The 12,619-nt window shown below is 47.2% G+C and carries 11 protein-coding genes; 5 read left to right on the plus strand and 6 right to left on the minus strand.

Features of this window, described 5'->3' with window-relative positions:
• Window positions 1-7: 7 nt before the first annotated feature.
• From D104_RS30085 to D104_RS30105, 5 genes are all read left to right on the plus strand, one after another.
• The gene (locus tag D104_RS30085) at window positions 8-1,531 is read left to right on the plus strand and encodes a DHA2 family efflux MFS transporter permease subunit (protein ID WP_024024364.1); all 1,524 of its coding nucleotides are present in this window, start codon (window positions 8-10) and stop codon (window positions 1,529-1,531) included.
• A gap of 180 nt (window positions 1,532-1,711) precedes the next feature.
• Window positions 1,712-2,320, plus strand: a complete 609-nt coding sequence (locus D104_RS30090) for a gamma-glutamylcyclotransferase family protein (RefSeq protein WP_024024365.1) — start codon at window positions 1,712-1,714, stop codon at window positions 2,318-2,320.
• Complete coding sequence (locus D104_RS30095; protein WP_024024366.1) at window positions 2,310-3,371, plus strand: class I SAM-dependent methyltransferase; 1,062 nt, start codon at window positions 2,310-2,312, stop codon at window positions 3,369-3,371. Before D104_RS30090 ends, D104_RS30095 begins: the two co-directional genes overlap by 11 nt.
• Before the next feature lie 166 nt (window positions 3,372-3,537).
• Complete coding sequence (locus D104_RS30100; RefSeq protein ID WP_024024367.1) at window positions 3,538-3,996, plus strand: YehS family protein; 459 nt, start codon at window positions 3,538-3,540, stop codon at window positions 3,994-3,996.
• A 184-nt stretch (window positions 3,997-4,180) separates the two neighbouring features.
• Window positions 4,181-5,245, plus strand: a complete 1,065-nt coding sequence (locus tag D104_RS30105) for a hypothetical protein (protein ID WP_024024368.1) — start codon at window positions 4,181-4,183, stop codon at window positions 5,243-5,245.
• A 67-nt stretch (window positions 5,246-5,312) separates the two neighbouring features.
• Here the strand turns inward: D104_RS30105 and D104_RS30110 are convergent, their stop codons facing one another.
• The 6 genes from D104_RS30110 to D104_RS30135 all read right to left on the minus strand — a co-directional run bounded on the left by D104_RS30110 (window position 5,313) and on the right by D104_RS30135 (window position 12,217).
• Window positions 5,313-6,272 carry a helix-turn-helix domain-containing protein gene (locus D104_RS30110; RefSeq protein ID WP_024024369.1) on the minus strand — a complete coding sequence of 320 codons (960 nt, stop codon included), beginning with the start codon at window positions 6,270-6,272 and terminating at the stop codon, window positions 5,313-5,315.
• A gap of 272 nt (window positions 6,273-6,544) precedes the next feature.
• Entirely contained in the window at window positions 6,545-7,573 is a 1,029-nt protein-coding gene (locus D104_RS30115) for a peptide ABC transporter ATP-binding protein (protein WP_024024370.1), read from the minus strand.
• Window positions 7,570-8,538: a dipeptide ABC transporter ATP-binding protein gene (dppD, locus tag D104_RS30120; RefSeq protein ID WP_024024371.1), complete on the minus strand. Its 969-nt coding sequence runs from the start codon at window positions 8,536-8,538 to the stop codon at window positions 7,570-7,572. Before dppD ends, D104_RS30115 begins: the two co-directional genes overlap by 4 nt.
• Window positions 8,539-8,549: 11 nt before the next feature.
• On the minus strand, window positions 8,550-9,464 hold the full coding sequence (dppC, locus tag D104_RS30125; protein ID WP_024024372.1) for a dipeptide ABC transporter permease DppC: 915 nt from the start codon (window positions 9,462-9,464) through the stop codon (window positions 8,550-8,552).
• Between the two features lie 9 nt (window positions 9,465-9,473).
• Complete coding sequence (locus D104_RS30130) at window positions 9,474-10,484, minus strand: ABC transporter permease subunit (RefSeq protein ID WP_024024373.1); 1,011 nt, start codon at window positions 10,482-10,484, stop codon at window positions 9,474-9,476.
• Between the two features lie 140 nt (window positions 10,485-10,624).
• Window positions 10,625-12,217, minus strand: a complete 1,593-nt coding sequence (locus D104_RS30135) for an ABC transporter substrate-binding protein (protein ID WP_024024374.1) — start codon at window positions 12,215-12,217, stop codon at window positions 10,625-10,627.
• Between the last annotated feature and the right edge of the window lie 402 nt (window positions 12,218-12,619).

The raw sequence follows: 12,619 nt of genomic DNA on the forward strand, positions 1-12,619 counted from the left end.
GATAGGTATGGCTCTTACGCAAGGCGTACAAGAAAAGGACGCTAGCACCAATCGCATCATGATCACTGTGTCGGTGATGTTGGCGACCATCATGCAAGCACTGGACACCACGATTGCCAACGTAGCACTGCCTCATATGAAGGGGGCGATGGGCACGACTCAAGATCAAATCTCTTGGGTGTTGACGTCGTACATTGTGGCGGCGGCAATTTGTATGCCGCTGACCGGCATCATCGCCGCGAAAGTGGGTCGCAAGCGTTTATTCATGTGGTCAATTGTCGGCTTTACGGTGTCGTCTATTTTGTGTGGTGCGGCGCAGTCATTGGATCAAATTGTGTTTTTCCGTTTGCTGCAAGGGGTGTTCGGTGCGAGTTTAGTGCCCTTGTCGCAATCCGTATTGTTGGACACTTATCCAAAAGAAAAGCATGGGTCGGCCATGGCCATGTGGGGTGTTGGTGTCATGGTTGGGCCGATTCTTGGGCCTTATCTTGGCGGTTTGCTCACGGAATATTACAGCTGGCGTTGGGTGTTTTATATCAACGTGCCATTTGGCATTATCGCGTGGCTTGGTCTGGCTGGATTCTTAGAAGAAAGTAAGCTCGATAAAAAACGCAGTTTCGACCTGTATGGTTTTGTCTTACTGGGCGTCGCCATTGGCAGTTTGCAGATGATGCTGGATCGTGGCGAATCGCAAAACTGGTTCGACAGCTTAGAAGTCACCATCGAATGCTTGCTGGCGGTGGTCGGCGGCTATATGTTCTTGGTGCATATTTTTACGCACGAACACCCGTTTATTGACCCCAAAATGTTCCGAGATCGAAATTTCAGTGTCGGTATGGTGTTTATCTTCATTGTGGGCGTTATTTTATTATCCTCTATGGCGTTGTTGCCACCTTTTATGAGTTCACTGATGGGGTATCCTGTCGTGGACATCGGTGCCATCCTTGCTCCAAGGGGCTTTGGAACCATGGGCGCGATGATCATCGTAGGGCGTTTGGCCAACCGGATTGATGCGCGTTATTTCATCACATTTGGGTTGGTGCTGATTACCTATTCAATGTGGGAAATGACCTTGTTTACCACGGAAGTGACGTCGTGGGACATCATTAGCAGCGGCATGGTGCAAGGGTGTGGATTGGGCTTTATTTTTGTGCCTTTGTCGACAATCAGCTTTGCGACGTTAGACCCAAAATACCGTAACGAAGGCACGGCGATGTTTAGCTTATTGCGAAACATCGGCAGCAGTATCGGGATTTCAGTGGTCACAACGTACTTGGCGCAACGGACGCAAATTAATCACGCGGCTTTTGCGGATTATATTACCCCGTTCAATTTGAGCTTACAGATTGCCCAAGAGCAGGGAACTTATAATACGACGACCACCGCGGGGTTATCGGCGCTTAATCAAGTGGTGAACGGGCAAGCGGCGACATTGGCGTACTTACAAGATTTCCGTTTGATGATGTGGGTCACCGTGGCCGCGCTTCCGTTGGTTTTCTTGCTTAAAGGACCACAGAAAAAACCATCCTAACTTTGCTGACGTTTCTCACCGTCAACTGCACAAAAATGCCCTGCGAAATCAGGGCATTTTTTCTGTCTTTTTCACGTCATTGTCGAACAATGCAGACATAAGCTAGTACTGTCTAAAGCCACACGTTATCATGCGTGTCATTCTGATTATTTGGTTACTTGGTTTTGTCTGGAGGCGGACATGAGCTCATTAGGACGACATTTTATTCTGGGCTATGGAAGCTTAATCAACGGCGAAAGCCGATCGAAAACAGGCGAAACAGGGCAAGTATGGCCTGTTAAACTGCACGGATTTGAACGTCATTGGTCCGTCATGTCGGTTGAATATGGCATGAGTTCGGTAGCGGTCATTGCGGCACCAGAAAAAGCCTGTAATGGCGTGTTGGTGGAAGTCCCATACGATCAATTCCCTTTGTTTGATGAACGTGAACAAGGCTACCAACGCGTCATGATTACCGCGGAACAGCTAATCGCGTATCAAGATGATCCGTTGCCAGAAGGCACGTATTGGGTGTATCACACCGACGGAGTGGTTGAACCGCATCATCATTGTCCTATCGCGTTGAGCTATCTTGATGTGATCTTGTCTGGTTGCTTAGAGTATGGCGACGTATTCACACAAGACTTTCTGACGCTAACGCAAGGCTGGACATCGCCGCTACTGAATGACCGAAAAGCCCCTCGATACCCGAGGGTGCAACCTGAACTTGAGACAGAGCGCTTGAACAGACTTCTTGCACCTGTAACCACCCTTACTATAAAAGAGCTATCTGTAACTTATGAACCTTAACTCGACGAGCCAATTGCTGGCACGCAACGAAGACGAACTGACGGGCAAAATCTTATTCGCCAACCCAGAAGACACGTACCCTCTGGATTTGAGCAAACAAGCCGATGTGTATGCTTGGAGCCAATCCAAAACCATTCATGATGCGTTGTCACGTGTTGGCTTTACGGATGAAAAACTGTTCTTGTCTGCACAATGGACACTTGAAAATGGCAGCGACTTTGATCACATCGTGATTTATCAACCCAAAGCCAAAGAACTACTCGATTACTTACTGGCTGCGGTTTTGCCTCTTCTAAAAGAAGGTGGCCAAGTCTGGCTGGTGGGCGACAATAAAAGCGGCGTCAAATCGGCTATGAAGCGCCTAGAAGGCGGGTTAGATGAAGTCGGTAAACGTGACGGCGCCAAGCACTGTTTGCTTTATACGGGCTACAAGCGTCGTCCTGCGAAACCGTTTGTGTTTGAAGATTGGATTGTGACGTGGAAACAAGACGTGGCAGGACAAAGCTTTACCTTATGCAGCTTGCCTGGTGTCTTTGGTCATGGAAAATTAGACAAAGGCACAGAACTGTTCTTAGACCAACTGAATCAACATCGCTTCATGAGTGACGTGGCCAGTGCGCGTTTACTCGACTTTGGTTGTGGTGACGGCATTATCTCTCTTTGGCTGCACAACAAAACCGGTGCGAAAATTACCGCGTTGGACGACAGTGTCTTGGCACTAAAAGCCACAGAAATGACGTTTGCCGCCAACCAACTAAGCGATGCAGTTACCTTGATCGCATCGAATGGTTTAGCGGAAGTGAAAGGGCGCTTTAACTACGTTGTCACCAACCCGCCATTTCACACTGGCATGAACACCAACTACAGCATTGCAGAAAGCTTCTTCATGACGGTGAAACAACACCTCACCTTGAATGGAGAACTGTTTGTGGTCGCCAACGATTTCTTACGATACCCGCCGATGCTAGACGCCGCGCTGGGTTCTCATACTCGTTTAAATCGAGACAAAGGCTTCTCCATCTACCACGGACGCCAGCCGAAAAAGCGCTAAGATCAGGTTTAAAGTCGATATAGAAACGCGCGTTCTTAGATGGAATGCGCGTTTTTCTTTCTTGAAGAATATCGGCAATACATGAATGACTCTGTTAAAATGAGTCTTATGAATCTCACAGCCCATTATGTTGATGGCGCTGGCACCCTAACACTAGGAATTTACTGTGAACAATAACGATATCTTGCGCCGCCTTCGCTACACTTTTGATCTGAAAGAATTATCCATCGTAGACATTTTTGCTTCTGCTGACGGTGTTGCGACGCAAGAGCAAGTGGTTAGCTGGCTTAAGAAAGAAGACGATGTTGGCTATGTTGAAATGATCGACGTAGAAATGGCCACGTTTCTAAATGGCTTTATCAACAGTAAGCGTGGTAAGCGTGAAGGCCCACAACCTGTGCCAGAAAAACGCCTCACTAACAACGCCGTATTCATGAAGTTGCGCATTGCGTTGAACCTGCAAGCCGAAGAAATTCTAGACATCATGTCATTGGCGGAATTTAACCTAAGCAAGCATGAGCTAAGCTCCTTCTTCCGCAAACCAGACAACCGTCATTATTGCGAATGCAAAGACCAAATCTTGCGTAACTTCTTGATGGGATTGCAAAAGCAATTTAGAGCATAATTTTTAAGTTATTACGAACCACAATGCTTCCATAAAAAGCCGCTGCCGACTAGGTAGCGGCTTTTTTTTATGACTTTCCACCCAGTGTACAAAGATTGCACTATGTGGCTATTTCATTGAATGGCACTTTGCGATATTGGCTGCCCATAATAAATATAAATGATAAAAACAGGGTGGTATCAATATGCTAATGAAAAATAAAGTCGCGCAAGCCGTTATCGTTGCAAGCCTTTCCTCTCAAGGGTTTGCTCTGGAATTAGGTGATTTTAATGGCACTCAATTTAGCGTAGGAGGCTATCTTAAGTCCGAAGGTGTTTTTAATAACCCGGATGAAGGAAGCAGCACTTTTGAAGGAAGTGCCAGTCAGTCTCGTTTGAACTTCACAACCAGCCGCAAGGAAGGCGACCACAGTCTAAAAGGGTTTATTGAAGGTGACTTTAGAGGTTCTTCTTCCGTGTTTCGTTTGCGTCACGCCACAATCACGGTCGATAACTTAACCATCGGTCAAACTTGGACGGGGCAGTTTTTTGCCAATGCACCCTTTGATACAGAAATGATTAATTTCTACGGAACAGGGATTGGTACTGTCTCAGGAAACGGTGCGGTAGTAAGACCAGATCTTGTTGTGCATTATGCAAAAGACGGCATGCGCTTAACGATGCAAGATCCAGTTTATAGCAATGCAAGCACCCCTGATCTAGTCGCGGGTTATACACATCGAACGGCAGAAGGTCATGCGTTTAACGTCACTGTCACTGGTCGTGATGTCGACACAACGCCTTCCGTGACGACAGACAGTGAGTCTAAATTTGGGATGACATTGTCTTTAGCGACTAAGCTGAAGTTTGGTGATACAAGCGTATCGTTAAGCGGATTTTCCGGTAAAGGTGCAGCAATATACGCAGGCTGGGGCTACAACGGCGCAGCTGGAACCGCTGGATCTTCGGAATTAGACGGTAATGGCGATCTATTAACGGTGAGTGGATTTTCTGCGGGCATTGGTCATAAGGTAAGCGACAAGCTGCGAGTGAACCTGCGTTATGGTCAAGTCACGACTGATGCTTCTAGCCTTGCGGATGACACGCTTAAAATCACAACCGCAAACATGATTTACGCCTATGTTCCTGGGCTTGAGTTTGGTCTAGAGCTGCGAGATCAAAGTGCAGCCAGTAATGGTGCACCGAGCGGCAATATAGCAACGCGTCCTGCTGGGCAGCAAGTTGAAGTCATGGCGATGTACAAGTTTTAATAAAGAGCACTGACAAGAACACACTGGGCTTTACCCTTTTGCCCAGTGTGTTCTTTTTAGAACCGAATTAAGGTGCAAAATCCCGCAGCGTCTGCGAAGGCAGCTCCCCAATTTGTTCACGGTATTGAGCCGAGAATCTTCCCAAGTTAGTAAAGCCATATTTTAATGCCACTTGCGTCACGTTTCTAATGTGTTCGTTGTGCTTTAATTCGGAATAGGCGCTTTCCAATTTGAGGCGGCGCACATAAGCAGAAGGTGTTAGGCCTGCTTCTTTTTCAAATAGGTTATACAGAGACTTGCGGCTTATTTGGCAAACATTGGCTAATTCATCGATCGTGATGTCAGCGGTAATATTATCCAGTACGTAATTCCGAACGCGCTCAATATGGCGATGCACCGACAAAGTCGCAAGAGGAGACTGGTTAAAATTGCTGTTGAACATAGTCAAAATGGCACTATTGAACAGCCTGCAGTAATAGACCAAGGCTCGATCATACAGTGTGCTTTTATCCTGCTGTAACATGTCATTGAGCAAATTAAACAACGGCCCCGTCATTGGGAACACGTTTGCTTTATGCTCGAATTGAATGGGTTTTTTGGATGAAATATAGCCAAATTTTCGTGCGGTTTGATGCAAAAAATCGGTTGGTATTTTGACGATGAGTTTCCGACAGTCTTTGGTGTTATGTGATTCAAATCGAGTGCCGGGCATCACTAAAATGGAGTCGCCTGTTTTTAATGTGCGTTCTTCGTTATTGGATTTACCGATACTCTGACCTGCAAGAATGATGTGCAGGTAGTAGGCATTCGTGCCTTTAGACGCGCGAATCGTGGTGACGGCGCCTGCTTCGTATTCCAAAATAGAAAGCGGTCCGAATTCTTTAAATCTTAGCTTTGCAAGCTGCTTCAGAGGCGTACTCTGAATGAAACGATACTCTCCAAATCCCTTGTCCAGTAACACTTTCGTGAGCGTTTGCGAAGAAGCTTCTGCGACCTGAAGGTCGTAGATAGAAAAATCAAACTTCATACTGACACCAATGCATTCATTATTTTTATAAGTTAGCAATCTGAGCAAAGCATTAAATGGCTTTCCTCAGTGTATAAAGTGTAATGCTTGGGGTGGGGACTTAGTCATCCAATTTAGTGCTGTAGATATCAATTATTGGTATAGTAAACAATATAAATTTATGACGTCTTTGGATTGGCAATAAGGCATACATATAATTTAGCCATAAAAAAACGCCCTTTCGGGCGTTAAAAATTCACTGGGAGTGAATGTCCTTTTCGTGCCGCTGTTGGTTAAGCGGCGCCTTCCACTAAGCTTTCTATGCGATTTTCTTCAACCGCATGGCAGGCAATCAAGTGGCCTTGTTCTTGGTTTTCTTCGCTGTCCAATCGCAACATCGGCGTTTCGCTACTGCAACGGTCGTTGGCGTAGCTGCAACGTCCGTGGAAAGCACAGCCTGATGGCGGATTCAGCGGCGAAGGCAATTCGCCTTCCAGCTTGATACGCGTACGGCGTTTTTCTGGTGAAAGCTGCGGCGTGCTAGACAACAATGCCAAGGTATAAGGGTGTTTCGGATTTTCGAACAATTGTTCGCGAGTCCCTTGTTCTACCACTTTGCCCAAGTACATCACCATCACGTCGTCGGCGATGTGTTCCACGACAGACAAATCGTGCGAGATGAACACGTAGCTCAAACCGAACTCTTCCTGCAGATCCATCATCAAGTTCAAGACTTGCGCCTGAACAGACACGTCAAGCGCCGACACAGGCTCGTCAGCAACGATAACGTTCGGATCGAGCATCAAGCCACGAGCGATGGCGATACGCTGACGTTGGCCACCAGAAAACATGTGCGGATAACGATCGTAATGTTCGGTCTTCAAACCGACTTTTGCCATGATAGAGAGCGCTTTTTCTTTGCGTTCGGCTTTAGAAAGCTTGGTGTTGATTACCAAAGGCTCTTCCAAGATGGCGCCGATCTTCTTACGCGGATTCAAGGAACCATACGGGTTCTGAAAGATGATCTGGATCTTCTGGCGCAGCTTTGCTTGAGCGTCGGCGCTTAAGGCCAACAAGTCTTCACCAAGGTGCGCTAGCTTGCCTTCTGTTGGGGTTTCAATCATGGTCAACATGCGGCCAAGGGTCGATTTACCACAACCCGATTCGCCCACGACAGCAAGGGTTTTGCCTTTTTCAAGATTGAAGCTGATGCCATCGACGGCTTTAACAACGGCTTCCGGTTTGAAGAAACCTTGTTTCACGCGATAATGCTGTTTTAGATCTTCGGCTTTTAAAATTAAGCGGCTATCGGATTGGTTCATGCGGCTGGTCTCCCTTCGCGGTCCAATGGCGTGTGGCACTTCACTTGGCGATCAAGGTCGCCTTGGTTCGCGGGTTCCACTTTACGACAATAATCGGTCGCATAAGGGCAACGCGGGCTTAACAAACAACCCAAAGGACGATCGTATTGACCCGGAACCACGCCTGGTAGTGCTTCAAGTCGTGCTTTACCCGCTGCCGATTCTGGCAAGGAAGCCAGCAAGGCTTGTGTGTAGGGGTGCTTCGGCGTACTGAACACTTCCGATGCTGGGCCAGATTCAACAATTTGACCGGCGTACATGACGATCACGCGATGAGCGACTTCAGCCACTAACGCTAAATCGTGCGTGATCAACACCAAACCCATTTGCTTTTCGCGTTGTAAATCAATCAACAAGTCGATGATCTGCGCTTGTATTGTCACATCTAAGGCCGTTGTCGGCTCATCCGCGATCAATAGACGTGGATTACACGCAATCGACATGGCAATCATCACACGCTGGCTCATGCCGCCAGAAAGCTGGTGAGGATAGTTATCCAAACGAGACTCTGGCGCAGGAATACCCACTTGCGTGAGTAATTCAATGGCGCGTATTTTGAGTTCTTTTTTGCTGCCGCCTTGGTGTGTTTTCAAGGCTTCGATGATCTGATAACCGACCGTAAAACAAGGGTTTAAGCTTGTCATTGGGTCTTGAAAGATCATCGCGATTTCGGAACCAGTAAGCTTACGGCGTTGTTTTTCTGGCATCGCGAGCAGATCTTGACCGTCGAAGGACAATTGATCGGCGCTGACTTTTCCTGGGAAATCGATCAAGCCCATGATGGACAATGAACTCACACTCTTACCTGAGCCAGACTCCCCAACGATGCCGAGAACTTCCCCTTCTTCGACCTTGTAACTAATATTATCTACGGCGCGAAAATTGCCGAAGGTAACGCTTAAATTTTCCAACTGTAACAGTGACATAACAACCTCTCTTACTGTTTCAACTTGGGATCAAGGGCATCACGCAAGCCATCACCCATGAGGTTAAACGCCAGTACTGTGATCAAAATCATCAAACCGGGGAAAGTAACCACCCACCAAGCACGCTGAACGAATTGCAGTGCGTCGGCCAACATAGAACCCCATTCTGGAGTTGGTGGTTGTGCGCCAAGACCAAGAAAGCCCAGCGCCGCCATATCTAAAATTGCGCTCGAAAAGCCCAACGTGGCTTGTACGATCAAAGGTGCTAAACAGTTTGGCAAAATGCAAACGAACATCAGACGTAATGGGCTGGCGCCGATCACGCGGGAAGACGTCACGTAATCACGAGACATTTCCGCCATGGTCGCTGCACGGGTCAAACGCACATAATGTGGCAGCGAGACGATGGAAATCGCCAATGCAGCATTGACGATGCTTGGCCCTAAAATCGCCACAATCGCAATGGCCAACAACAAGCTTGGCATGGCCAACATGATGTCGACGATGCGCATGATGGCGGTGTCGATCATGCCTTTGAAATACCCAGCCACAAGGCCCAGCAAAATCCCGATGACCAAAGATGCGGTCACGGCGACAATACCCACGGCAATCGAAAGGCGAGAGCCGTAGATCAAGCGAGATAAAATATCGCGACCCACATCATCTGTACCCAATACAAACGACCAGTTTCCGCCTTGTAACCAAGCTGGTGGCAGCAACAATGCATCACGGTATTGATCAGAAGGGGAATGTGGGGCAACAAAGTTGGCGAATACCGCCATGAAGCAAATCAGCACAATAAATGCCAAACCTGCTACCGCGCCTTTGTTGCTGCGAAAGTAGTGCCAAAATTCTTGTAACGGCGTCATGGGCACGGGTGCGGTGACGGCGCCGTTGTTTGTCGACGTTTCTGTAGAAGTTGTCATAACGTCTCCTTATCGGCTGTGTCGAATACGTGGGTTAACAATGCCGTAAGTGATATCTACCAATAGGTTCACGACAATGATGATACAAGCGACAATCAAAATTCCGCCTTGTACAACGGGGTAATCACGGCGTCCGATGGACTCGATCAACCATTTACCAATGCCCGGCCAAGCAAACACGGTTTCGGTCAGAATCGCACCAGACAGCAAGATACCGACTTGCAAACCAATCACGGTAATGACTGGAATCAGGGCGTTACGTAACGCATGAATAACGATGACTCGCCAAGGCGCAATGCCTTTTGCACGAGCGGTGCGGATGTAATCTTCGCTCAATACTTCCAACATAGAAGAGCGTGTCATACGGGCAATCACCGCCATCGGAATCGTGCCGAGTACGATACTTGGCAGAATGAGATGCGACACGGCGGACTGAAAGGCGCCGGCTTCGTCAGACAACAAGGAATCGATCAGCATAAAACCGGTCACGTCATCAATCCAATACACCACGTCGATCCGCCCTGAAACCGGTGTCCAGCCAAGGTTCACGGAGAACACCAGCATCAATAACAGCGCCCACCAGAATATGGGCATCGAATAGCCGGTGAGAGAAAAGGTCATCACCGAGTGGTCAATAATGGTTCCCCGTTTTACGGCCGCAAAAATACCCGCGGGCAAACCAATAAAAATGGCAAAAATAGCGGCACAGGTTGCCAGTTCTATCGTGGCTGGAAATAGGGTTAGAAATTCTTTCATTACCGGTTCTCGGGTAATGAGGGAGTTGCCCAAGTCACCCTGTAAAACACCGGTGACATAGCGGAAATACTGAATGTACATAGGTTGGTCAAAGCCCAACTGAGCACTCAGTTCGGCGTGGCGTTCTTCGCTCACACCGCGTTCTCCGGCCATCACTTCGATGGGATCGCCGGGGATTAAGCGAATAAGGGTAAAAGTCAGCAAGGTGATCCCGAGAAAGGTCGGAATGACGAGGCTTAAGCGACGGAAAATAAACTGGAACATAAAGGACTGGCTCTCTTGCGATGTTGTGTGATCGAGCAGTGTGCTCGGTCAGCAAAATACCTACTCACGTCCCGGCGAGTAGGTATTTTGTTTAGTCCGAAGGACGTTTCTAGTCCAAAGGGCTTATTCCTAAACGTCGATTATTTGCTGACGTTGTAGAAGTAGTGACCACCGAGTGGATCAATTTTGTAACCTTTTACTTCTTTACGAATTGGTTCGTACACAACAGAGTGCGCAATCGTTACCCAAGGCGCTTCGCGCTTGAATACTTCTTGAGCTTTCTCATAGTCTTTTGTACGTTCCGCTTTGTTCGGAGTTTGTTTTGCTGCAAGCAACAAGTTGTTGAACTCTTCGTTACACCACTGTGCACGGTTAGATCCGCCAACGCCGTCACAACCTAGTAATACGTAAAGGAAGTTATCTGGGTCACCATTATCACCGGTCCAACCTAGCAATACGGTATCGTGCTCACCTTTCTTAGAACGGTTTAGGTACTCACCCCATTCGTAAGAAACGATTTCCGCTTTAACACCCACTTTAGACCAGTCTTCTTGCATGATTTCAGCCATACGACGGGCATTTGGGTTGTACGGACGTTGAACAGGCATTGCCCAGATGTTGGTAGAGAAACCATTCGGGTAACCCGCTTCAGCAAGCAATTTTTTCGCTTTTACTGGATCGTATGGGTAATCAACCACTTTTTTGTTGTAAGACCACATTGTTGGTGGAATCGGGTTCTTCGCGACTTTACCAGCGCCTTGGAAAACCGCATCAATGATCGCGCTCTTATCCGTAGCGTAGTTTAGTGCTTGGCGAACACGAGCATCCGTGAAAGGTTTTTTCTGAGTGTTAAACGCAAGATAACCGACGTTCAAACCTTCTTGGCTCATTAGGTTGATGCTTGGATCCGATTCCATTTGCTTAAGATCAGCAGGGTTCGGGTACGGCATCACATCACATTCACCCGCTTTCAATTTCGCGTAGCGAACAGAAGCGTCTGGTGTGATAGAGAAAACAAGACGATCAATTTTTGCTTTGCCTTTCCAGTAGTCTTTAAACGCGGTGTAGCGGATCAAAGAATCTTTTTGGTACTGAACTTTTTGGAAAGGACCTGTGCCGACAGGGTTGATGTCCAACTGTTCTGGCTTGCCCGCTTTCATGTAAGCATCGGCTTGTTCTTTCGAAAAGATCGATGCGAAGTCCATTGCCAAGTTGGCTACGAATGGCGCTTCTTGTTGATTCAAAACAAACTTGACGGTGTAGTCGTCGATTTTCACCATCTCTTTGATCAACGAATCCATACCCATGCCGGTGAAGTACTCGTAAGAGCCGCCAGACACGGTGTGGTAAGGGTTGTTTTTGTTGCCCTGACGGTCAAATGTAAAAATCACATCGTCAGCGTTAAAATCACGTGTTGGCTTGAAGTCTTTTGAAGAATGGAACTTCACGCCTTTACGCAAATGGAAAGTGTATTCAAGGCCATCACTAGAAACGTCATAGCTTGTTGCCAAGCCAGGCTCAGTTTCTGTTGTGCCCAGTTTAAACTCAACCAAACGGTTGAACATGTTTTTCGATGTCGCATCGAACGTCGTACCAGAAGTATAAAAGGCAGGGTTAAAGCCTTCAGGACTCCCTTCTGAACAATAAACCAGTGTGGATGCAGCGTGAGCAGATGTGCCGATTGCTCCAGCAGCCATGAGTGCAAGCGTTAGTTTTGCTAGCCCTTTTTTCATTGTAACTCTCCATTAACGTAATTATATTTCGTGTTAAACACGTGGGAAGTCGAATCAAGGTGTTCGTTACTTTTGTGATTTTTTCTTAGGTAGGTAAAGAGCCTTCTTTATCAGTGCAGAGAAACAAACCCCATCCAAACTCCTAGTTCGAATGGGGCTGTTCTGCCTCATCCCTGAGCCCCCTTTAGCTATTTATGGCGGAAGAACCACCAAAAACAGCGTCTTTGAAGAGTACTTAAGCCTTTCTAAATGACCAATCGAAATAACGATATGCCCTATGCATGGAATGAATATCAAATACGCATAAAGGTGTAGAAGCCTTGATAACAAAGGCGTTAAGCACAACGCGTTAGTAAACAATGAGGAAGAAAAGAGAGCGATTTTTTTTAATGGGTTAAAAAT

Origin of the sequence: Marinomonas profundimaris, from assembly GCF_000508165.1 — a bacterium.
In the GTDB taxonomy this organism is placed as follows: domain Bacteria; phylum Pseudomonadota; class Gammaproteobacteria; order Pseudomonadales; family Marinomonadaceae; genus Marinomonas; species Marinomonas profundimaris.